This is a genomic window from Thermocoleostomius sinensis A174, from assembly GCF_026802175.1.
GTDB classification, from domain to species: Bacteria; Cyanobacteriota; Cyanobacteriia; order Elainellales; family Elainellaceae; genus Thermocoleostomius; species Thermocoleostomius sinensis.
Window position 1 is genome coordinate 2433076 of the sequence record NZ_CP113797.1, and the last position, 23982, is coordinate 2457057.

18 protein-coding genes and 1 pseudogene are annotated in these 23982 nt (G+C 46.7%); 13 read left to right on the forward strand and 6 right to left on the reverse strand.

All coding sequences use genetic code 11. The features are described 5' to 3' along the window. The first annotated feature begins 600 nt into the window (after positions 1-600). The 6 genes from crtR (at position 601) to OXH18_RS10555 (ending at position 6343) form a co-directional block, all read left to right on the forward strand. Positions 601-1554, forward strand: coding sequence for a beta-carotene hydroxylase (gene crtR / locus OXH18_RS10535; protein WP_268612739.1), 954 nt, complete (start codon positions 601-603; stop codon positions 1552-1554). Positions 1555-2049: 495 nt separating this feature from the next. Further along, a complete protein-coding gene (locus OXH18_RS10540; RefSeq protein ID WP_268612740.1) occupies positions 2050-3141 on the forward strand; it encodes a hypothetical protein in 1092 nt (363 codons plus the stop codon). A 558-nt stretch (positions 3142-3699) separates the two neighbouring features. Beyond that, positions 3700-4263 (forward strand): hypothetical protein, encoded by a 564-nt coding sequence (locus tag OXH18_RS10545; protein ID WP_268612741.1) that lies wholly within the window; start codon positions 3700-3702, stop codon positions 4261-4263. A gap of 35 nt (positions 4264-4298) precedes the next feature. Next, positions 4299-4736: a GNAT family N-acetyltransferase gene (locus OXH18_RS10550; RefSeq protein ID WP_268612742.1), complete on the forward strand. Its 438-nt coding sequence runs from the start codon at positions 4299-4301 to the stop codon at positions 4734-4736. A gap of 537 nt (positions 4737-5273) precedes the next feature. Beyond that, positions 5274-5462, forward strand: coding sequence for a hypothetical protein (locus OXH18_RS25315; RefSeq protein ID WP_315874647.1), 189 nt, complete (start codon positions 5274-5276; stop codon positions 5460-5462). Positions 5463-5671: 209 nt separating this feature from the next. Continuing rightward, positions 5672-6343 carry a rhomboid family intramembrane serine protease gene (locus OXH18_RS10555; protein ID WP_268612743.1) on the forward strand — a complete coding sequence of 224 codons (672 nt, stop codon included), beginning with the start codon at positions 5672-5674 and terminating at the stop codon, positions 6341-6343. Positions 6344-6522: 179 nt separating this feature from the next. On the opposite strand, the gene OXH18_RS10560 is transcribed toward OXH18_RS10555, so the two are convergent. From OXH18_RS10560 to OXH18_RS10570, 3 genes are all read right to left on the reverse strand, one after another. After that, complete coding sequence (locus tag OXH18_RS10560) at positions 6523-7473, reverse strand: TIGR04168 family protein (protein ID WP_268612744.1); 951 nt, start codon at positions 7471-7473, stop codon at positions 6523-6525. Positions 7474-7613: 140 nt separating this feature from the next. Further along, positions 7614-8132 carry a LabA-like NYN domain-containing protein gene (locus OXH18_RS10565; protein ID WP_268612745.1) on the reverse strand — a complete coding sequence of 173 codons (519 nt, stop codon included), beginning with the start codon at positions 8130-8132 and terminating at the stop codon, positions 7614-7616. Positions 8133-8836: 704 nt separating this feature from the next. Beyond that, on the reverse strand, positions 8837-9715 hold the full coding sequence (locus OXH18_RS10570; RefSeq protein ID WP_268612746.1) for a sulfurtransferase: 879 nt from the start codon (positions 9713-9715) through the stop codon (positions 8837-8839). Between the two features lie 668 nt (positions 9716-10383). Here OXH18_RS10570 and OXH18_RS10575 point away from each other — a divergent pair. The 4 genes from OXH18_RS10575 (at position 10384) to OXH18_RS10590 (ending at position 14082) form a co-directional block, all read left to right on the forward strand. Then, positions 10384-11361, forward strand: coding sequence for a response regulator (locus OXH18_RS10575; protein ID WP_268612747.1), 978 nt, complete (start codon positions 10384-10386; stop codon positions 11359-11361). Between the two features lie 106 nt (positions 11362-11467). Further along, positions 11468-12913, forward strand: coding sequence for a bifunctional UDP-N-acetylglucosamine diphosphorylase/glucosamine-1-phosphate N-acetyltransferase GlmU (gene glmU / locus OXH18_RS10580; protein WP_268612748.1), 1446 nt, complete (start codon positions 11468-11470; stop codon positions 12911-12913). 317 nt (positions 12914-13230) lie between these two features. Continuing rightward, positions 13231-13728 (forward strand): RusA family crossover junction endodeoxyribonuclease, encoded by a 498-nt coding sequence (locus tag OXH18_RS10585; protein WP_268612749.1) that lies wholly within the window; start codon positions 13231-13233, stop codon positions 13726-13728. Between the two features lie 30 nt (positions 13729-13758). Beyond that, complete coding sequence (locus tag OXH18_RS10590) at positions 13759-14082, forward strand: hypothetical protein (RefSeq protein ID WP_268612750.1); 324 nt, start codon at positions 13759-13761, stop codon at positions 14080-14082. A 186-nt stretch (positions 14083-14268) separates the two neighbouring features. On the opposite strand, the gene OXH18_RS10595 is transcribed toward OXH18_RS10590, so the two are convergent. The 3 genes from OXH18_RS10595 to OXH18_RS10605 all read right to left on the reverse strand — a co-directional run bounded on the left by OXH18_RS10595 (position 14269) and on the right by OXH18_RS10605 (position 18959). Continuing rightward, positions 14269-16464: a peptidoglycan D,D-transpeptidase FtsI family protein gene (locus OXH18_RS10595; protein ID WP_268612751.1), complete on the reverse strand. Its 2196-nt coding sequence runs from the start codon at positions 16462-16464 to the stop codon at positions 14269-14271. Positions 16465-16553: 89 nt separating this feature from the next. Continuing rightward, positions 16554-17108, reverse strand: a complete 555-nt coding sequence (locus tag OXH18_RS10600) for a hypothetical protein (RefSeq protein ID WP_268612752.1) — start codon at positions 17106-17108, stop codon at positions 16554-16556. 351 nt (positions 17109-17459) lie between these two features. Beyond that, entirely contained in the window at positions 17460-18959 is a 1500-nt protein-coding gene (locus tag OXH18_RS10605) for a hypothetical protein (RefSeq protein ID WP_268612753.1), read from the reverse strand. Between the two features lie 521 nt (positions 18960-19480). On the opposite strand from OXH18_RS10605, the gene cofH reads away from it, so the two are divergent. The 3 genes and pseudogenes from cofH to OXH18_RS10620 all read left to right on the forward strand — a co-directional run bounded on the left by cofH (position 19481) and on the right by OXH18_RS10620 (position 23816). Further along, complete coding sequence (cofH, locus tag OXH18_RS10610; RefSeq protein WP_268612754.1) at positions 19481-20617, forward strand: 7,8-didemethyl-8-hydroxy-5-deazariboflavin synthase subunit CofH; 1137 nt, start codon at positions 19481-19483, stop codon at positions 20615-20617. A gap of 162 nt (positions 20618-20779) precedes the next feature. Continuing rightward, positions 20780-20905: pseudogene (locus OXH18_RS10615) on the forward strand (Uma2 family endonuclease); the annotation flags it as partial. Positions 20906-21050: 145 nt separating this feature from the next. Next, entirely contained in the window at positions 21051-23816 is a 2766-nt protein-coding gene (locus OXH18_RS10620; protein ID WP_268612755.1) for a CHAT domain-containing protein, read from the forward strand. Positions 23817-23982: the final 166 nt, after the last annotated feature.

A 23982-nucleotide genomic window follows, 5' to 3' on the forward strand; every position in this document is an offset into this window, starting at 1 on the left:
TGACAAGTGCCTCATTTATACTCTTCGAGGTCTAAGGGCGATCGATTCGGAGAGTTCGTTTAAAGTCACTACGAATCAACACTGGCAAAGTCAAGAGGCATCAGGCAATACGGTCTACCGAAGGACATTGAACTACCGGGAGCACCACTGTACCGCTTTAAAAATTGGTCTCAAAAACGAAAAGTTGGTTTCAAAAACGCAGCTTTTTGGTCTGGTAACTCTAGGTGGAACTGATCACTGCAACCCGAAGATAAAATTTTGACCACTGAACGTGAAACCCTTGAAGCTCACATTGGCAAGTGGCATCAAGCCGAAGAAGATTCGTCAACTGATTGAGTGTGGTTTTGGCTGCAAGCGTTTATCAAGATCAATGAATCTGCAATAAATCTTTACTTATTCTATCGATTCTGCCCTGTTTTTCAACCCTCAGATGATAAGTGAATCGAAGCAACGGTGACGAAATTCACCAGAATGCTTTATAAGGAGTTGGTAAGAAGCTTTACAAAATGATAAGGTTTACTCTCAGTAACACGTTTTGCAGGTTGGTGCCCTCCCTCGAACGTGTGAACCTGGACGACTAAATGAAGGAGTGTGAAAACGATGTCGGAGGCAGTGAAGCCCCTGACTGTGCCAAAGGAGCTATTGGGCCCACCGGGTGACGTAAACCCTACCCTGTTGATGTTTGTAGCAGCCGTTGTCTTAGTTGCCGTGTCAACATCTGGTCATTGGCTGTGGAACTTTCCAGATTGGTATTGTTTTCTCAGCAATACGATCGCCCTGCATCTGGTAGGGACAGTCATTCACGATGCTTCGCATAATGTGGCCCATCGCGATCGCTTGATGAATTCGCTGTTAGGTCACGGCAGTGCGCTGATGTTAGGTTTTTCCTTCCCGGTTTTTACACGGGTACACATGCAACATCATGCAAATGTAAACGACCCAGACAATGACCCAGATCATTTTGTTTCAACGGGTGGGCCACTCTGGCTAATTGCACCCCGTTTTTTCTATCACGAAGTATTTTTCTTTAAACGCAAATTGTGGCGAAAATACGAGTTATTGGAGTGGCTGTTCGATCGCTCTGTATTTGTGGCGATCGTTTGTTTGGCAATTCATTTTAATTTTTTGGATTACCTGTTTAATTTCTGGTTCTCGCCAGCCTTGGTAGTGGGGTTGGCGCTGGGATTATTTTTTGATTATTTACCTCATCGTCCGTTTCAAGAGCGCAACCGTTGGAAAAACGCTAGGGTGTATCCCAGTCCCATTCTCAACCTGCTGATTATGGGGCAGAATTATCACTTGATCCATCACCTCTGGCCGTCCATTCCTTGGTATAATTACCAACCTGCTTACCGAGCAACTCGTCCCTTACTTGACTCTAAGGGCTGTCATCAGACACTGGGACTGCTTCAGGGCAAAGACTTCTGGAGCTTTTTGTACGATGTGTTTCTTGGCATCCGCTTTCACGGACACACTACTTCTACTCAGGGGTTCACCGACCAAGCGATCGATGAGATGTCAACCGCCGATTCGCCTGAACCTACCTCTAAGTGACAGCGGTCAAGTGTAAATCTGAGGTTCGCAGAGTTTTGTAGGGTGGGCAATGCTCACCTTGCATTGCAGTTGCTCAAATGGTGTGAAGCAGGCAAGACGAACGCAGTAGGTCGATCGGTCAAGGAAAGCTTTCATTCAAACTTATTCAAACTATAAGTGTGGCAAGGCAAGCAAGTCCAGCGCTTCATCACAAATTGCCTGTTGTTTAAGTTGTTGTGTAATTTATTACAAAGTTTAGCTCGTTGCTATACCCAACGTCAAAAGTTGCAACACACCCAAATCCTGCTAAACGCGATTGGTAGTGCAAGCGCTAAGCCGAGATTGTTTAAACGCCAAAGTTTTTGAGACACAGCAAAAAAAGTCCGGACATAATAAAATCGCTATGTAATACACTGTATTGCAACCGTATAATTACGTATTTCCTTATGTCTAGTAAAAAGGTGCATTACTCGACAATGTTTAGCTTGAGTTATTTAAACTGTCTACTGATTTTTTATGCTAGTAAGCACTGAAATTGCCAAAGCTCCCGCGTGTAAGCGTTTGATCAAACTATGGGAGGATCGTTACACCCCCAACTTATTTGCCCTTACTTCAGCGCAAGCCCCCTGGGTCTTTAGTGAATTACTCGAAGCATCGTCTCCTGAAGGTCGAGCGATTACCGTATCTAAATTGCAAGAACCACTGATGAATCTTAGATGTGAGCTTGCTGTTATTCAGGCGAAAATGCTTTATGAGTACATCTCAGATGTGCTGAATTTACGAGAAGCCAGGCAACTCACGGAATGCGCCCTTCAGCTTTACATAAAATTGCTAGAGCTTTACCAGCAACCTACGTCGATCGAGACTCCGGTTTTGAGTGGTCTATATACAGATATCGGCGATACATCCCTTGCAGTTTGGGGAATTCCAGACATTGAAGCACTCGCTACAGCAGTAGAGCCAGCACTGCTACAGCTTCAGAAGCAACATGTGGCGTCGATGGACTGGCGTGCACTCGGCTTCATGACCACTCAGTTAAACTTCACGAACAATTTGCTTCTCCAGAAATTGACACCGATAGAACAAGTGTTAATCACTCCCTACTTCAAGTTTGTAGAAGAACAAGTCGCTATTCCCTGGAAACGAATTTGTGCAGCAGCGGCCAGACATGCAGCAGATTCACCTAGGTTAATTGTGGTAGAGCAAATGTTGCCGGTCTCACTCGATGTTGCTTGGTCAGTCTATCGCTATCTATCTTGCCAATTTCCTAACCATTGCAGTCGTAGAGGAACGCTAAACAATCCGGCTGTGATTCATTCCTGTATTCGAGACCTAGAAATGTTCCAAGCGTATCTGTGGCTCTCTGTCCTAGAAGAAAGCCTTTTATCTGTTAAACAGGAACTCGTTACCTTGTGCGTTATGGTCATGGAAAGCGTCGAGATAGCGGAAGCGTTCTTCATTAAAGCAATCCAACTGTTGATGGACGAAATTCTTAGCCGTGTCAGCTTAGACCAAAAAGATCTCTTACTGCCTTATATCGAAGGAATCCAGCAAGCATTTTATGTCAAGCGTGGACGCTTAGGAATTGTGAGTCAGGAAACCGCTTAGGTTAGACGGACTTTGATACCTTCCCCTCATTTCCCTACTCCTGCTCCTACCCTTGGGCGATGGAGAGTCAGAGAATCACCCCGCGACTCCAGCAACACCCATTCTTCCAGCTCCGAGCTCCGCTGCTAGCAATGGGAAGGGACGTGGAGACCTACTCCTCCGTTTCGACTCCCCTGACCCAAATGGAGCAAAGGGGGTGGAAGATGAGGGGGCAATGAGTTGTCAGTTAATCAGCTTCTCATGCTCTAATGGTCTTAGTCCGCTTCACCTTTGTAACGTGTTTGATGATTTTAGTTGCTGCTTTCAGGAATTAAGGAGGATGCCGCTGTAGTCTTATCATGGTTCAACCAACTAACCGAATGATACAGACGAACTTTGAGCTTAAAAGCGTTAGAGGCAAGCTTTGTGTAAAGACACGTTGCAGCTTATGTAAAGTCTTTTTCGGGGTAAATCAGAGCGATCCGTCGCTCTACTAGAGTAAAAGTAGATACTTCTATTGTTCGCTTCTTTTATCTAGTTCTTACAAGCATTTTTATCGATAGTTCGGGGGATCTGCACGTGGCTGGTTTAGTATCTAGTGCATCACTGGTGCGTAATTTTGCTCAACGTTTTGAAAAGCCGTTTACTGGGCTATTTTTAACGGCTGGTTTATTTGTTACAGTGCATCCTGATGTGCTTCTTGACAGCAAGCTTGTCTCCGATCACACACAACAGCTTTCAATTGCATCCTTTCAATCCGCAACATCAGATGTTGCGGCTGATGACATCATCGCTGATGGGGTGTATCTCTATGGTCAAGCATCAGAGCCAGATCAAATTGGTTCGACTTACCTGATCTTTGAAGTAGATCAAGGTCAAGTCGTGGGGGCATTCTATATGCCATATTCCTCATTTGACTGCTTCTATGGCAATGTGTACACCGATCGCCTAGCGCTGACAGTGATTGACAGCTACGAACGCACCTATCACCCTTACGCCATTGCATTGGAGCCGCAAGATGCTGTGGCCATGGTTGGCAATGACCCGATCGCTCCCATGGGACTCGAAGGCTTCCACCAACTAACTGAACCCAGCGGAAATGACCTGCGATTGCTGTCTATTTGCCAATCAGACGTACAATAAACAGACACACACCAATCAGACGTATCACGCAACGCATGGATGCACTAGTGCTTGAGATAGTTTCCTATGCAGAGGCAGCGTCTGCGGTTCGATTTGTACGACAAGCTGTTTTTCAGCAAGAGCAGCAAATTGATCCAGCCCTTGACTTCGACGGCTTGGATGAACTAGCGCAGCATGTGGTTGCCTACAATAATACAGACCCAATTGGAACAGCCCGGATTCGACCGCTAAACGATCGGTCTGCAAAGCTGGAACGTGTGGCCGTGTTGTCGGCTTATCGAGGACGAGGGGTTGGCAAAGCCTTAACAGAGGCAGCGATCGAATTCCTCAGACAACAGAAATTTGTAGAGATCAGGCTCAATGCCCAACTCCACAGCAAGCTGTTTTATCAAAAATTGGGGTTTGAGCCGCGTGGAGAAGAATTTGAGGAAGCGGGAATCCCTCATATTCAAATGTGGCGAGCATTGCAGTAGGACTTGCTAAAAAATTACATTTCAGCAGCGAACCCTGCCCATTTTTGTAAATGGTAGGCTTTGTATTGTGAAAGTTCAAACTGAGTAAATGTATTTTTAAATACGAAATCTCCCTCTTTAGGATGAGGCTGGTGTCGAGCTATCTATCTAAAAAGAGATAATTGACGAATAAATTTGCTTTCAAATCAATAGTACGATCGGTCTTTACTAAATAGGGATCAAACCAAACTCGGTAGGAATTCACGCTAAAAGCATTTGAAAACGTTCAAAAAACAAGAATTTTTCCGCTAATTCAATGAAAGCGTTAATTATTTTGAAGTCAATACAATTGCAGAAATTTAACAAAAAGTTAGAGTGGGGATCAGCCGTTTGCATGACTGATTTCAAGTAATTATGTAACTGAATATACGCATTTAGGTTAGTTGAAATTCAGGGAACAGTTTGCGATTATAGCAATGAAAGCAAAAGAGTTAGCAACAGTTTTTGTAATCTTGTTTACGGTTTTGTTCGTTTAGTTATGTAACTTAGAAGAAACTCATGAATACTCTTAATGAATGTCCTTGTTGCTCTGAACAACTCCTGCGTCATGCCCGTCATGGCCAGGTATACTGGTTTTGCCGCCACTGCCGTCAAGAAATGCCGAATTTGGTGACAGTAGTTTCATCCAATGACAAAAAAGCTGTTAATTCAAAGCAAGATTTATCCCATTTGTTGAATTTGGTTTAGGACTCCTTGAAGTAGGGTAGTCTGCCATTGTCGCTCCATTACCTCTTATCCATTACCTCTTAATTGTTTGCGTTCAGCACTAGCATGAGCCGGGAGTTTCTCGGCTCAATTGTTTTTGTTAGAATATAAAGCTTTTCAAAGAAAATTTTGCTTGTTGATGAAGCAGCGCTATAAAGTTGCTCAGATCTACGTAGCTGCTGTGGTTCTTGATGAATTTTGATTTATTGCTTTCCAATCCGCTAGCCTATCTCAAAATCTACTTATCGTCTGACAACTTCAATTTAGAAGAACAAGCGAGAGCCGTTGGCAATCTAATTGTGATTGCGTGGACGATCTATATTCTGGATTGGGGGATCGGTAAAGGAGCACTAGCCTGGTCGTTGGGGATTCGTCCCCGCACAGTAGGTGGGCTATTAGGCATTCCTGTGGCTCCATTTTTGCATGGTTTAAGTAAAACCAAAGATGGTGAGCCAGACAATTCGCATATTGTTGGTAACACAATTGCTTTTGCTATTTTGGGTTTGTTTATTGCCCTGCAAGGATTGCGCCTGTTTTATGTTGTAACGATCGGTATTGTTTTGATTAGTAGCTTCGGAACGTGGTTATTTGGCAGAGAAGGTAGCATTCATGCCGGGGCAAGTGGCGTCACCTATGGTTACACTGGCTTTCTGCTTGTGTATGGTTTTATTTCTAGAAATCCACTCGCTATCTTTTTAGGAGCACTGGCTTTTTTAATCAATTTAAGGCGAGGGTGGAGCATCAGCGGAGTTCTGCCAACTGACGCCGGTATATCTTGGGAGATGCATCTGTTCGGCTTCTTAGGTGGAATTTTGATGGCCTACCTCATTACCTACGTCACGCTCAGTTGTTGTTCGCCATAGCTTAATTAGCTGATAACCCTCGATGGACCTCACCTTAAATTCCTCTCCCAGAGAGGAGATGGGACTTTAGAGCCGTTCTCCCTTGCTCTCATGCGTGGGAGTAGAGGTTGGGGGATGGGGGAGCAATGAGTTGTTAGGCAATCAGGTTCGCCATAACTTCAAGGTATTTTTCCGAATAATTACTCTGCTAATAGTGGCGATCGATACAACACCGACTCGGATACGATCGCCAATTGTTCATTCATCCAAATCAGTGAAGCTTGCTGTACAATGCCAGCCTTCAATGTGACAAGGGAGAAATTGCGAATGTATCCAGTCTCAGTTGCTTTGATTCGAGGAACACTAGCGGCATTGAGATAAACCGTTCCCTCCATGTCATCTGTTGCCATCGTGCGTAGTCGTTCTTTTGTATGGCGCAACTGGTGGTGCATATGTCCAAAGGCAACCAGTGGAATCCTTTTCCCAATTTGACGAACCTGTGCGATCGCCGCCGCCAAATCCGGATCGCCATAATCACCACCGATGGGTTTCCAGTCCCTACCACAGGGAGCTTCGGCTGCCTCTCCCAAACCTTTGGGTCCACAATGTCCGATGAAGATTAAGGTATCATGGCTTGCCTGTTCCGCAGCTGCCACAATCCGATCGGTTGATTCCTCAAAGCTGTTGACGCCGTAGCGAGACTGGTAGAAATCGCCATGTTTCCACTCAGACCCACCCCAACTGAACGGCCGCCCTCCAATAACTGACAAGTTCAGTGCTGGGAAATCTAGCTTGGCATAGCCTACGTGGGTCTCGCCTAATAGGTCAAGTTGTCGTTGAACCCAGTCCTCCTGCTGTCGGTCATAGGGGCATTTCTCCCGCCCCCACTCTGTCACAGAATACCAAGCGTCATGGTTACCCAAAATCACTGCTTTAGGTAATGGCATCGCTGCAATCGATTGAACTACTGGAATGGATTCATTACCAAAATCGCCCACCAATAGCACCAGATCAATACCCAACTGTTTTAGACAAAGCTGATCCTCGTTATCCCAAAGATCGTGGACATCTCCAACAATCGCTACTTTAATCAGATCAGACTCCGGCTCAAGCTTCACCGACGACAATAAATCCTCTTCGTAACTGCTCATGCTGATTCTAACCGGCTCTAAACCGTATGCCTAATAGTTCGCTGAGCAAACCCAAAGCCCACACTTGGCCGACACCGTTAAGCATATTGTTAGGCATATCGATCGTGGCTGATATGCATTACTATTTTAAAAACCCTTACTTATGGGTCTACCTTTTCAATGTAATTTCGAATGTCATTAAGATCAATATAGCGATCGGTGGCATTGCGTAATTCACGGGCAATCATACCTTCTGTTGAAACCACCGTAATATGAGTATTTTTCGATCGCAGCAGTTCAATAGCCCGTTCAAAATCGCCATCTCCACTGAATAAGATGACCCGATCATACTGATTGACCGTGTTAAACATGTCTACAACAATTTCTATGTCCAAGTTCGCTTTCTGGGAGATCCGCCCAGAACTGTCATCATAGTATTCTTTCAGAATTTTGTGACGAACAGTATATCCCAAGCTGATCAGTGCATCTCTGAAGCCACGCTGATCTTGTGGATCTTTCAAGCCAGTATACCAAAACGCATTCACAAGCGATACGGTTGGATCACTAGTGAAGTACTCTAACACCTTTCTTGGATCAAAGAACCAACCGTTTTTTTGTTGAGCGTAGAACATATTGTTCCCGTCTACGAAAATAGAAAGACGGTTCATAGACGACGACATAGAAACTGACCTAGAGTTTTTGGCAGGAAAGTCGATTAGTCCACTCAAGTTTGACACCTTCCTCCTAACAAATATGAATAAGGACAAGAATTAAACGTCTAAATTTATAATCAAATTGAAGCCTATTACGCGCAGAACAAATAGCGGTGCTTATTAGATTTTATAAGAGCGCTATTGAACAGAGTTGTTATTAGATACTAAGATTCAAAGCTAACCATAGCATTAATTGCAAGCTAGGCGATTCAGCCTTTTGGGAGAAAACTAAACACTTTGAGCTAGTAACTAACCCTGAAAAATTAGGGCGTAAAAACAATCTTACCAATAGGATACAATCGTTTTTTAGGCGATGGCGGTGGTGACAACTGCTCAGGCTCAGCGCTACTGATTTAAGGCTAGATTTAAGGCTAGCTCAAAGATATAGTAGTTTAGCCGATAGAACTAAAAAGGAGTGAATTGATAGATACCAACATGCTCCAAATTTCAGGGGTTAACTATCAGCTTCAGTATTCTATAGAAAAATGTGAGCAATAAAATTCAACCAGGTAGCCACGTCAACTTAAAAGAACGAATCAGATAGTTATCCGCTCAATAACAACATAGGCATTGAGATGCTTGTCACAACAAACTGACTTGAGATATTACGAAATTATAAACATTTGACTAGATATTCCATCTACCTTGTTGTAGATCCAGGTTGCTGAAGATTAGGATTCCGATCGATAGGAGCACCAATCACTCCAGCTTCCAACATACAGTTGGCTATGAGAAATACCAGCCATTTCTAAAGACAGCACATTCACACAAGCTGTAACCCCAGAACCGCAATAAACGATGCGTTCCTCATGCTGGGGAAGCGTTGCCCATCGCTGCTGCTGCTCCAAAACTGACCGCGCATAGCCTTGGGCATCGGTTACATCTTGCCAGGGATAATTGAGCGCACCGGGAATATGACCCGCGATCGGATCAATGGGTTCCCATTCTCCTCGATAGCGTTCGCCTTCTCGGGAATCGATTAAGACAACCGAAGGCAGATCTTTACGCTGCCTGACGGTCTCAATATCCACGACTCGATCGAGTCGCAGCCGAGGCACAAAATGCCCCGATCGCCATGGAGGTATTACAGTACTGAGTGCATAACCCGCTTGCTGCCAAGCTGACAGTCCTCCATCCAAAACAGCAACGTGGTCATGTCCCATATAGCGCAATAGCCACCATAATCGAGATGCAAAAGCAAAGCGAGAGTCGTCATACACCACGACCCAACTAGGCTCTTGTCCATTACCTGAATAAATACCAAAGCAGCTTAATTTTTTTGCTAGTTCGTTCGGATCGGGTAGAGGATGGCGTCCACCGTGCTGGTGTACTGGCCCTGATAAATCCTGATTTAAATCCAGGAAATAAGCACCGGGAATATGACCTGTCTCATATTGCTGGCGTCCTTGTTGAGGAGCAGCTAAATTAAAGCGACAGTCAATTACAACCAGCCGAGGATCACTGAGGTTGTTGTGCAGCCACGCCACAGGAACGATGTAACATTCACCTCTAGCCATAGCGCTGCTGAACAGCGTTCCATCTAACTCCATGTTGACCTAACCATCCCCTAGGGCGTAACTCATACCCTTAGGCTAAAGCGCTAGCGTTTAGAGAATTTATTTATACGCTTCCATCCATATTCTACGCATTTATTCGCGATAAGGCTATGGGTTGGACAAGATTGAGATATGAGATTAGTGTGCAAGAATAGTACTATTCTTGGCAGTCTGGCGATCGAAGCAACGCTAACCGTCGTTACTGCCGATCAATGGCCGTGCCTACTCCGCTGCCCGCTCACCCGCATCAAAGTACTCTATCCACCGAGACTTTATCTATCAAGAAGGATAAAAACTCGGCTAGGCGGCTCATTCTCTTCACTCACTGCAAGATTATCGTAAAGTAGTTTCTTCTAGACAATAATCTCCGTGAAATACCGGATCTCTGCCAGGATTCAATTCTCCATACTGATGACGTAACCCTTCCGTTCAGTATCAATCCCCCGACGTTGGGGAATTTAGGGAGCGGTTCGGGTTGAAATTGGCACTGTTAAACCATCGTCTTAGAATCATTTAGGATCATTATTATTTGTTATTACTCGTTCGTTTCTCCACACTGCTTTGTGGAGTTCAGGAACTGTTGGATGGCTGTATGACTAGGAGATCTATCATCACTCTACTCTGAAGTAGGTACGTTTGCGGACTCAAGCGAGCATTTTCCTGTGAACTGTTTCGATTCCGAAAGACCCAAAATTTTGGTGGTGGATGATCATCCTTCTAGTCGGATGACAGCCGTGGCGCTTTTATCAGTGGAAGGATATGAAGTGCTGGAAGCAGATAGCGGTCAGGTGGCTTTAGAGCGTGTGAGTGAAATGGCTCCTGATTTAATTCTGCTAGATGTGATGATGCCGGGCATGGATGGCTACGAAGTTTGTCGGCGTTTAAAGCAAGAAGAGTTGACTCGGTTAATTCCTATTGTGTTTGTCACGGCCCTCAACGATCGTCGGGCCCGTCTATATGGAATTGAGGTGGGTGGGGATGATTTTCTCTCGAAACCATTTGATCAATTAGAGTTATCAGCGCGAGTCCGATCGCTGATTCGGCAAAAGCGGCTGAATGAAGACTTAGACCATGCCAGTAAGGTATTATTTTCTATTGCTCGTACGGTTGAACGTCGCGATCCGAATACAGGGGATCACTGTGAACGGTTGGTGGTGTTAGGCAAGGCTTTTGGCGAATACATGAAACTGTCGCGGCTGGAAGTGCGCGATCTGATTTGGGGTGGCTATTTGCATGACATTGGTAAGGTGGGAATTCCTGATGCCGTGTTATTAAAAACAGGTAAGTTGTCGCCCGACGAGTGGCAAATTATGCAACAACATGTATTGATTGGTGAACAGATCTGTCAACCCCTGCGCACGATGCGAGGCGTGATTCCCATCATTCGACACCATCACGAACGCTGGGATGGCACTGGCTATCCTGATGGCTTAGTGGGCAATGAAATTCCGCTGCTCGCGCAAATTTTTCAATTAGTTGATATTTATGATGCTCTGACGCACGAACGTCCCTATAAACGCGCCTATAGCCCCAAAGAATCTCTCGATCTAATGGTTCAAGAGACTGAAAAGGGCTGGCGCAATCCAAACTTGATGGAAAAATTTGCGGAGTTTATTGCAACCCAACAGGTAGCAGCTTAGGCCAAGTAATGAAGGGCTTGAACAAAAGTTCGGAAGAAAACGATCGGAAAGGGGACATAAGCGCGATATACTGCGTGGGTGAAAAAGTGCAGGCTAGAGTAAAGTCATGGTAGCGGTAGCAATTTTGGCAGCAGGACGAGGAACGCGCATGAAGTCTCGGTTGCCCAAGGTGTTGCATCCCTTAGGCGGGCGATCGCTACTGGAACGAGTGTTGGGATGTACAACAGGAATTCAACCCACTCGACGGCTGGTGATTGTGGGATATGCAGGCGAGACTGTGAAACAAGCGATGACCCACATTCCCGGTCTAGAATTTGTGGATCAGCCGGAACAGCTTGGAACCGGTCATGCCGTACAGCAGTTATTGCCACATTTACAGGATTTCTCTGACGATCTCTTGGTTCTCAACGGCGATGTTCCCCTGTTGCGCCCCGAAACTTTAACAGCACTGTTAGAAACCCATCAAGCGAATCAAAATGCAGCCACTATCCTCACAGCCCAACTGCCCGATGCCAAGGGTTATGGTCGGGTGTTTTGTGACGGGCAAAATGTGGTGACGCAAATCATTGAAGATCGAGATTGCACACCGGCACAACGACAGAATCGTCGGGTCAATGCTGGCATTTATTGCTTCCGCTGGGCAGCTTTGGCTGAAGTGTTGCCGAAATTGCAAGCTGATAACGATCAAAAAGAGTACTACCTCACTGATGCTGTCAACTTTTTAGATCCAGTGATGGCTGTTGATGTGCAAGATTATCAAGAAATTTTAGGCATTAACGATCGCAAACAACTAGCTACCGCTTACGACATTTTACAAACGCGGCTTAAAGATGACTATATGGCTGCTGGGGTGACGCTAATTGATCCCGATACAATTACCATCGACGATACCGTTCAATTAGAGTCAGATGTGATTATTGAGCCACAAACCCATCTACGTGGCCAAACCATCGTGCGATCGGGCAGTCGCATTGGCCCAGGCAGCCTCATTGAAAACAGCGAAATTGGCGAAAATACCACCGTGCTCTATTCCGTCATCAGCGATAGTGTAGTACAAGCGGGTTCCCGCATTGGTCCCTATGCGCATTTACGGGGACAGGTGCAAGTCGGTGAGGGCTGCCGCATTGGCAATTTTGTAGAACTCAAGAATTCAACATTGGGCGCACACACAAATGCAGCGCATCTTTCGTATATTGGAGATGCAACCTTGGGCAACCGCGTCAATATTGGTGCTGGAACGATTACAGCTAATTATGATGGTGTGCGCAAGCATCGAACTGAGATTGGCGATCGGTGTAAGACTGGCTCAAATAGTGTACTAGTTGCCCCCATTACTCTGGGAGCCGATGTCACCGTTGCGGCCGGTTCAACGGTTGTCGATGATGTTCCTGCTGATTGTTTAGTGGTTGCTCGGGCCCGGCAAGTGGTAAAACCTGGTTGGCGAATGAAATCTCAAGCGAGTTCAACTTCTAGTTCCGCCTCTAGTTCAATCCAGCCTAGTTCCGCTGTGTCTCCAGCCAATCCATCAGTCGATCTACCACCTGACACTTGAAAACCAATCCCCCTTCGCGTGTTCTTTACAAGTGCAGCCTCATTCACGTCAGCCTCTTGCTCCCGATTTCCTCATCCGATCGGGTCGTTTTTGCAACATTTGGTGTAGGTTCTTTCGTCATCACCAATAGATTAGAACAGGCTTACCATAGAAGTAGGCAGCCACCCAATGTCATTCCCTGGGTATGCTCGGCCGTAGACCGCCACTGTTACCCGTTTACTCGTCACCATTGCGCACTCAACGCGTTGACCGTCATGCATTGCACTCAGCTTGTTGAACAAGAACGGAACAGCAACCTGTCCTGACGGGAACTTGTTTTGCAGGGTGTTAATCTACCGATCGCTGGCTTCAATCCACTCATTGACCCATACCGGATAGATCGTGGGATTTTCCTAGTGCTACCCTTTGAATTCGTCGTCATTGGCAAACCAGTTTCTCACCAAACTAAAGATCGTAAACGAGTGCAAGCCTGGAAAGAGATAGTACGCCAGGCTGCACAAGCTTGCTGGGCCGGCCGCCCCCCTCTAGGAGAACCTTTGAGAGTTGTGATTACCCACTATTACGAGGTGCCATCGGGGGAAGAATCAGGAGTTCCTGATAGTGATAATATAGTAAAACCAGTCCGGGATGCGCTCAATGGTGTCATTTATGTAGATGACTACCAGATCACAGACTTTGTTAGCCGCAGACGCAATCTTAACGATTCCTTCAGAGTGAGGGGAATGTCTACCGTTTTAGCAGAGGGATTCTGCAAGGGCGAAGAATTTTTGCATATTAAAATAGAGGCTGCCCCCGATCCGTCGGACTTAAGTTGAGAACCTAGGTGAGAGCATAGAGTGGCTGTTATGACCCGCCGTGAGAGTCAGAATCCATTAGAATATCAACGACTGCTGCGTCTTGCCAGGGAATATCGGAGGAAGGGATACCAAGTCACTCTTCATCCGTCACCAGAGCAGCTTCCCCCGTCGTTGGCCCATTGTTCGCTTGATTTGTTAGCCGTCAGCGACAGTAAAGTAATTGCGGCTGAAGTACGAACTCGCGAAAACTTAACGCTGAACGGCTCAGAAGATCTGCGTCGAATTAGCGAATCTGTGCAAAAGTTACCAGGGTGGGAGTTTGAATTGATTGTCACCAACGCTCGCCATAAAAAGGCTGACTCCTTGGATTAGTGCGTATTAGATTAGTGCGTAACCGCTCAGTTCAAGACTGATCAAAACTCAATAGCTTTAGGCGTTGTGTGAATGGAAACCCTCTAGCCGTTTCCATCATGCAACGCTAATTCTTTACTGTGTCTTTGCAAGCGTGTAAACTTTGCGAGATTTACAGAATCTTTACGAGAAACCACTCCCCACTCCCTAGTCCCTAATTGCCTCATCTACATACCCATCACCCATATCTTCCTCAACATAATTTCCTGGGACATTCTGTCGATCGTCTGACCATTCCTCAGTCCATTCCTCAGATGCATCTTCTGAATTATCCACCTTGCTGGAGGGAATGCGATCGATGTTAATCAAGGATTCAATCACCGTTCGCACGATCGGCGCTGCTACGGTTGATCCATACGCATCTTCGCCTTGCGGTTCATCCACTACCGCTAAAATGGCATATTGGGGATCATCAACGGGGAAAAGACTGATAAAGCTGGTGATTCTAGCACTAGTGTAGCCTCCATCAATCCCAGCTTTTTGGGCTGTTCCTGTTTTGCCAGCGACGCGATAGCCCGGAATTGCTGCGAGTTGCCCAGTTCCTTCTAGTACTGCATCTTCCATCATTAACAGAACAGTTTTCGCAACTTCAGGCGAAAAGATTGGCCGAGGTTGTGGCCGCTCTAATTGCCAACTAATTTCACCATCTGTTTTGATTAACCCTTGGACAACATGCGGGGTCACCATTTTGCCGCCATTTGCCAACATGCTGTGTAATTGCAGCAGCTTAATCGGCGTCAATGAGAATCCTTGTCCAAAAGCAGTCGTAGCAGGTTCGATCGAAGCACTGGTGAACTGCTGATAGCTTTTGAGTTGTCCCCCTGCTTCAGACGGCAAATCAATTCCAGTTGGTTGCTCTAACAATAGTCGTTCCAGCCAGCCATAGTAGACCCCTGGTTCCAGCATTTGCATCATCCGCACCATACCAACGTTGCTGGAATATTGCACAATTTCACTGACCGACAATTGACCGCGTCCGCCATTTTCCTCAAAGTCGGAGTTTTGAATTGGCCAGCCGCCCACTTCGATCGCCCCTTCGTCATAAAACGTGTCATCGGGACGAACCGCACCCGATTGCAGTGCAATAGCGACATTGATGGGCTTAAACGTAGAACCAGGTTCATAGAGATCGCTCAATACCCAGTTGCGCAGTTGCTCTAAATTGGCTTCATAGTACTTATTAGGATCGTAGGACGGTTCTGACACCATGGCCAGAATGGCTCCGTTATGCACATTCATCGCCAGCACCGCTCCCCGTTTGGCGCTGTATTTTGCTAGCTGTTGTTTCAGAGCTAACCGAGCAGAACGCTGGAGACGACTATCAACCGTAAGCTGTAGCTGAAGATCATCTTGTTGTTGCTCTAGGAAGTTGCGCGGCAATTCGATCGGAATAATTGATCCGTCGCCCGATCGGGTCAGAGCCATGCCTTCAATAGAGTGCCGCAACTGCTCTTCAAAGCTATATTCAACACCTGATTGTCCGTGACGATCGACATTGACGTAGCCCACCACATCGGCAAACAGATCTTGCTGTGGATATAACCGTTGCTGTTCTGGCACCAATTCCAGCCCGTCTAGTTGCAGATTAGTAATTTGACGACTGATATCTTCGGGCAATCCATCCTGAAGGCGAATACCGCTTTCACCTTGTTCTAGTTTCTCCATCAATTCTTCTGGTCGATGATTGAGAATGGGTGTCAGGATGCTGGCAATTTCATAGACTGGTTTTTGAAACAAGATTGGATGGGCATACAGTGTATAGACTGGTTGATCCATTGCCAAAACGGTTCCCGTGCGATCGACAATCGGCCGGCGAGGAACCAGCGGATTTAGGTAAATCATCTGCTGGGCTTTGGCTAGCTCTTTCAACGTACTAGCTTGTAAGACCTGAATTCGGAACAAATTCAGCAACAGCAGCAGCATGGCCACCAGCAATATACTCCATACCAGAATCATCCGAAACCGAAGCTGGGATGCCCGTGGAGCCTTAGCCCGTGGGCGCTGCGATCGATTAGGTAGCTGCACTAGCGGGTGTTGCGTCCGGGGCAACTGTCCCAGCCGATGTTGTTGGCTATCAACGAAAAGCCGTTTGGCTACTTGCTGTAATCGAGATGGGGGAGTAGAAGCTAATTGCGAACTCCTACTGGGTCGGCGGCTTAGAGAGGGTTGACTTTCTTTTAGGGGTGAACGCAGTTTAGAGGGGGATGGGTGGACAGACGATCGCTCCGTGGCCGATCGCCGAGCAGACGAATGAGATGAGCGTCCCCTAGATAACTGAGATCGCGTGTTTCGGCTTGTCCATTGCTGTCGCAGAGATTGAAGAAACGAGAAGGAAATAGCCATGAACCAGCCTCAAACAAAAATCACAGTGGAGGGACATATGGAAGCATAGATCAGTTACACGAATCGGTCACACGAATCAGTTACACAAATCAATATCCTAGGGGCTTGGCTGGCGTTGTTTGATGCGTCGATCGCCGTCGTGCTTGAACGAGGGGGCGTTCCGGTGCTGGCATTAGAAAAATAGTGTGATTGGGATCAGGAACCATCAGACCACTATTAGGTGACTCTGCTTGCTGGGCCATCTGGTTTTTTAAGGCTTCATTTCCTGAAATTAACTGTCGTTCCTGCTTTTTTAAAGTTTCAAACTTACTGTATTCCTGCCCCCAGCGCTGCTGCACATACACCGTCCAACCATAGACTGTCAGCACAGACATGATGAGCAAAAATGTTGTCACCGACGAAACCCGCTGTACTCGGATTAACCATTGCAACCACTGGGGAGGCGTTGATGTGCGAGGGAGCGGCGTTACCACAGTTTCATGCACGGCTGTTGGCAACGAAACCCGTCCAGCCGATCGACTACTTCGGCGTCGCGATCGTAACGATGGCACTGCTTCTAGGCGAGCCGAGGCATTGGGCCGCAGGGACGATCGCCTGGCTGACAGACGCTGATTGACTTCATCTGACCTTAAAGCATTTGCCATAACCTCGCACCTGAACTAACTAGTTACTGTTTACCAGCCATTCCCAAAATCATCCGCACCAAATCAAATCTCTAGACCAGGGCACGGACCACCTCATCCTGATTTGCACCAGATATAGTACCCGCTCCATCACAAAAATGGTGTTTCTTTTCGTGAACCAGAATGGAATGTTCCAAAAGTATAAGGGGGACTGACCCAATCGAGATCTATAAAGCGAAAGAAAATTTTGCGATCGCCAAAAACTGGTTGATTTGGGTCAGCTTACCAAATTTTTGCACTAAAAAATAAAGACGCCTTGCCCGGCGTCTTTACAAAATCTAGAATTTTTGCAGTTGTTAATACTGGATGCAATCAAATGGCTTGCAGTGTGAGATCGTAACGAGCCGCTCCAGAGGATTTCTCAACGCTAACGAAGTAGTTACCTGGCGTCAATGTTCGGGAGATGTTAGTACTACCACCACTGGTAGAGTTGTACGTAACTCGCTCACCAGAATCAATCTGACCATTGTTATTGTTGTCTCGGTATAGGTACAAGTAGGTAAAGCCGCTACTGGAGATCGTGGAAAGGTTGGCGTTAAAGTTCCAAGATGGTTTAGTTGAGTTTAGGGTAAATTTGTAAAAATCTTGCTTGTCGAGGTTGCCAACATAGTCTTTAGTGGTGAACGTTCCCGCAAACACGCCCAGATTTCGCGCAGTCGATGGATTGGAACCAGGATCAACAGCGGGTGTGTAATCCGGGTAGGGAACCGTGGTCATGTTTAAGGTATATCGATTGGCCCCACTTGACTTTTCAACGGCTAGGAAATAGGAACCAGGTGTCAACACCTGTGAAATGTTTGTGCCGCTGCTGGACGAGTAGGTGGAATCCACTCGCTCGCCCGAATCTACTTGACCATTATTATTGTTGTCTCGGTATAAGTACAAATAGGTAAAGCCACTGGCAGAAATGTTAGAGAGATTGGCGTTGAAATCACTGACAGAGGTGACGTTGAACTTGTAGTAGTCTGCATTATCCAGGTTGCCAACGTAATCCTTCGTAGTGAACGTTCCAGCCAGCGTACCCAAATTACGCGCAGTAGACGGAGTTGATCCGGCTGTAATGGCTGGGGTGTAGTCGGGATAAGCTGTTGTCGTCAGGACTAGATCATACTGATGCGCACCGCTGGACTTTTCAACGGCTAGGAAATAGGAACCAGGTGTCAACACCTGTGAAATGTTTGTGCTGCTATTGGCAAATTTGTAATCAATGCGTTCCCCGTTATCCACCTGTCCATTGTTATTGTTGTCTCGATAGAGACTTAGGGAGGTGAAACCACCACTCGAAGTTCCAGAAAGGTTAGCATTGAAATCGCTGACTGAGGCAACGTTGAATTTGTAGAAATCTGCCTTATCCAGTTCACCCACATAGTCTTGAAAGCTACGGCTACCAGTGGTGAGTGTACCTAGATTGCGGGCGGTTGCAGGGGTGTTGTCACCCGGAGCAGGATTGGCAGGGGGAAGCAACGGAGCGGCAGTGGCTGTGAGTGCTAGCCGATAGCGGGTATCTTTGCGACCGCGAGCCACACTAACATAGTAGGTCCCGGCGTCAACACCCGTCAGCGAGATTTGACCACGCTTGCCAGTTGGCCTAAGGCGGGCGATCGTCGCTCCTACTTGATTCATCAATCTGATCGTGATAGGAGTTTTAAGCTTACTGACGGTTAAGGACAAGCTGCTACGTTGCGTCAGCCGAAAGCGACGAAAATCAACTCGATCCTGCTTACCCACAAAATCGTTGAAGGCTCTTGTGCCATTGAGTTGTCCCAAGCTACGAGCCGATCGCAGGGAATTGTCTTTATTGCTGATTGACATAATTTAGGGTAGTTGAAGTCGTATGTTGTATGGAATTGAGGATGTGAGTTGATTGACCAACAAACCTCGCACTGCCCTCACTCCAACTCCTCGTCTGCTCTAGGAGAGGGGCGTTCGATCCAGGTTTGGGGTTGAAGTCCCTCCGTCCTGTATGAGAAGGACTTTAGGGATAAGGGGCAAAGAGTCGTCACTCAACTCGGGGTGTGAGTGTAATAAAAGCAAGCAACTTCTACAGCCCCAAAGTGATATTGGGGATAAAAGCCGTTTCTTTAGTAACAGGTTCACTCAACTTGGCGTGAACCTTCTGGCTTTCAGATTCTTCAAGTGCCAAACACGCAATTCTCCCCACGGTTGATCAATAAAACTTACAGTAGATACGACTAAAATAGCGGGTTGAGTATGTTCTATTTGCTACGTGCTATTTTGCGTGTCTACTAGCATATTTCAATTATTTCTTTCCATTTCTCTAGCGGTCAGGATTTTTACTTAAACTTTAAAAAGTTCAATTTTTAGCGAGTCTTGTGATTACTCAAACAATTAATGCTATTCTCGATCGCGCCCTCGCCGGACAGGATATTTCCGAAGCAGAAGGCGTTGTGCTGCTGCAACAAACAGAAGCAGAACCCATTGCCGCCATTCAACAGGTGGCCGATCGGCTGCGACAGCAGCAAGTCGGAGATTCTGTCACCTATGTGATTAACCGTAATATTAACTTCACGAATATCTGCGAACAACACTGTAGCTTTTGTGCGTTTCGGCGAGATGACGGAGACGCCGGGGCTTATTGGCTCAACGAAGCGACCATTTTGGAGAAAGCCAGAGATGCTGTGCAGCGAGGAGCGACTGAAATTTGTATGCAGGGCGGTTTGAATCCGCAAGCCAAACTCCACGGTTCTTCATTGGCTTACTATGTGCACCTCATTCACACCATTAAAGATGCCTTTCCCGATTTACACCTACACGCCTTTTCGCCCCAAGAAATTCAATTCATCGCCCGCGAAGATCAATTGCGCTACATAGATGTAATTCTGGCATTGCAAGCAGTTGGAGTAGACTCGATGCCCGGAACCGCCGCCGAAGTATTGGACGATGAGGTACGGCGCGTGATTTGTCCCGAAAAAATCGACTCAGCAACGTGGCTTGAGATTGTCGGAACGGCACATCGAGTGGGGATGCCCACGACCAGCACGCTGTTATCCGGGCACATTGAAACACCAGAACACCAGATGCGGCATTTAGGGCGACTGCGATCGCTTCAACAAGCGGCCGTTGAACGAGGCGATCGGGGTTTAACAGAATTCATTCTGTTGCCATTTGTTGGACAAGAAGCGCCCAAACCGCTGCGGCGTCGAGTCGGACGCGATCAGCCTGTTCTGGCGGATGCTCTGAAACTAATGGCCGTGGCGCGCATTTTTCTCGGTCATTGGATTCCCAATCACCAACCAAGCTGGGTCAAGCTGGGTCTTGCTGGAGCCACTACAGCACTGAATTGGGGCTGTAATGACATTGGCGGCACCTTGATGGAAGAGCATATTACCACGATGGCCGGGGCGCAGGGTGGAACATGTATGGAAGTGGAGGATCTACGGATGGCGATTGAGTCGATCGGGCGGGTGGCCCAGCAGCGAGATACGCTATATGGCAAGATCAACGATTAGCTGCCTCTCTAAGACATAGAACAGAAGCTTGCATTTCTATTTAGCCCAGCAAGATGGGAATGATGATCGCAGCGATACAAAGCGGTACAATAGGTGCAACCAGTTTTTTAACCTAATTTTCTAATTTTTTGATTCAACATTTAACCTAATTTAAGAATCGCGATGGTGCAAGCATCCTCTGAACTGTTGACGTTAGATGAATTTCTCAGGTTGCCGGAAACCAAACCCGCCCATGACTTCATTGATGGTCAAATCATTGATGGTCAAATCATTCAAAAAACCATGCCTTAAGGAAAACACAGTACAATTCAGCGAATTCCTGTCCCCGAATTTGCAGCAGCTTCTCATCTTACTGTAGGTCAACTCTTCGGTTGATTAGCAGACTGGTTTCATCTCCCTACAGATCACGAATGCGATTACTAAAAAGACTTAAATGAAATACTATCGCCAGTTTAAGTTTATTCTTATCTTTTTTTTTGCGATCGGGCTAGGTTTCATTATTCCTATGAATGCAAGTCAGGGAATCGATCGCGGACTAACGGCGAAAACATCCCTATCTCAGTTGCAAACTCAAACACTGGAACAACAGGCACAACAATTTTATGAACAAGGGCAATACCAACAGGCAATCGATCGATTGCAACAGGCGATCGCGGGTTATGAAAATCAGCCATTGCGTCAAGCCGCTGCCTACAGCAACCTGGCGTTAGCCCATCAACAGCTTGGCAACTGGGCTGAGGCGAATCAAGCTATCTACACCAGCCTGAATTTACTGCAAGCGATCGAAGCCGTTGATCCAATCGTCTTGGCACAGGTATTGAACATTCAGGGAGGGCTGCAACTAGCCCAAGGACAACCCCAAGCGGCGATCGCTAGCTGGCAACAAGCAACAACCTTATTTGAACAAGCCAATTTTGCACAAGCTAATCAGGTCGAGGCGATCGCTCAGATGCATATCCATCAGGCTCACGCCCTGCAAACGATGGGCTTATATCGTCAGGCAATTTCCCAACTGTCTGCCCTTAATCAGCGATTGCAAACGGAATCAGATTCTGTGGTAAAGGCGACGGCGCTTAGAAGTTTAGGCGATGCGCTGATTGTTGCTGGCAATTTACCACAGGCCGAAGCAACGCTGAATCAAAGCTTACAAATTGCCACTCAACTGCCTGATAGTTCTGAAACCCAAGACGCGATCGCTGCCATTTACCTCAGCTTAGGAAATTTGACCCGCGCCCAAGCGTTTGCAGATCTCGGTCGTCAGAATTTAACGCCAACCGAAGCCATCATTCGCCTGACTCAATCTCCCTCAGAGAGATTTGATGCTGCTGAGCGAGCCATCTGGCAGCAACAAACTGCTGCGGCCCAAACCTTTTACCAACAAACTCAAGTGGCCCTCGATCGCTATGAACAGGCGGCCGCTACGGCCATTTCGCAGGATACACAACTTCAGTCCCAACTGAATCAACTTAGTGTCTTCATTGCAACCGATCGGCTCTCTCCTGCCTTGACGTTGTACCCACAGATTCAAACTCGTCTGGATGCGCTTCCTCCTACCCGTCGCAGCATTTATCAACGACTGGATTTGGCACAAAATCTGGCAGAGATAAGGCGGCAGAGATTGTCACACCCTATCGTGGGCGATCAGAACTCAAATGCTATTCCCAGCATCACTGAGATTGCTCAACAATTCACTACAGCACAACAGTACGCTCAATCGATCGGGGATGTTCGATCTCAATCGTTTAGTTTGGGGGGGCTAGGCGAACTATACGAACAAACCGGACAATGGCAAGTGGCACAATCGTTGACAGAACAAGCACTGGAACTCTCTCAGTCCATTGACGCTACAGACATTTCCTATCGCTGGCAGTGGCAACTAGGACGGTTGTTGAACGCTCAAGGTGCTCGAGAAGCAGCGATTTTTGCCTATCAAGAAGCTGTCAACAGTTTGCAATCGTTGCGCAATGATTTAGTGGCTGTGAATCGAGATGTGCAGTTTTCGTTTCGCGAACAAATTGAACCTGTGTACCGAGAATTGGTTGGATTGTTACTTCATTCGGATCAACGTTCAGAATCAAACCTAGAACGTTTGATACAAGCTAGAGATGTGATTGAAGGATTGCAAATTGCAGAACTAGATAACTTTTTTCGAGAAGCGTGCCTAGATACCAAATTTCAACTCGATCGCATTGTCGATCAGGAACAAGTATCAGCAGCCATTCTTTATACCATTCTGTTGCCTAACTATTTAGATGTGATCGTGAAACTACCGCACCAATCGCTGTTGCACGTCACGACAGAAGTAGCCCAGCAAACCGTGGAATCAACGATCGATCAATTGTTGGTGGAACTGAAACGCCCCTTTGTATCACGGCGATCAATGGACTTATCGGCCCAGATTTACGATTGGTTGCTTCGTCCAGTTGAAGCCACACTGCAAAACAGTAACGTTGAAACATTGGTGTTTGTGCTAGATGGATCGTTGCGCAGTTTACCAATGGCAACCTTATATGACGGGCAACAATACTTATTACAGAAATATAGTGTGGCGATCGCCCCTGGTCTGCAATTGCCTGATCCACAACCACTTCAAGCTCAGGCCTTGCACGCGCTGGTGGTAGGGTTGAGTGAAGCTCGCGAAAATTTTCCACCACTCAATTATGTAGTCAAAGAAATTGAACAGATTCAGGCAGATATTCCCAGTCAGGTGCTGTTCAATCAAAGCTTTACGCGGGACAACTTTCAAGCCACTATGCGCTCGCAACCCTTTACAATCGTTCATATCGCCACCCATGGACAATTTAGCTCGAACGCAGCCGGAACGTTTATTCTAGCCTGGGATGAACCGATCGACGTGAATGAACTCAGCACGGTGTTACAAACACAGGAACTCGTTCGTCCAGATCCGATTGAATTGCTGGTTTTAAGTGCCTGTCAAACGGCTGTTGGCGATCGACGAGCGACATTGGGGTTGGCGGGGGTATCTGTTCGAGCCGGGGCCCGCAGTACGATCGCCTCACTGTGGAACTTGGATGATGATTCTGGAGCCGTGTTCATGGGCAAGTTTTATCAAGAGCTATTGAATTCAGTTTCCAAGGCAGAAGCGCTGCGTCGGGCCCAATTGAGCTTGCTCACTGATCCAACCTATCAGTCACCTCGATTTTGGGGTCCCTATGTGTTGTTGGGCAATTGGCTTTAAGGTTCTCTAACGATACTCTCTAACGATACAAAGGGACGATCGTGCGTCAAACGTGAGTGAATTGAGTAAGGGTGGGTTGAGTCAAGCAAGCGTCTTGTAATGAGACTGCTATGAGATCACGGTTATGTTGGGATAGGGGGACGGTCAATTTAAGTTTTATTTTAAG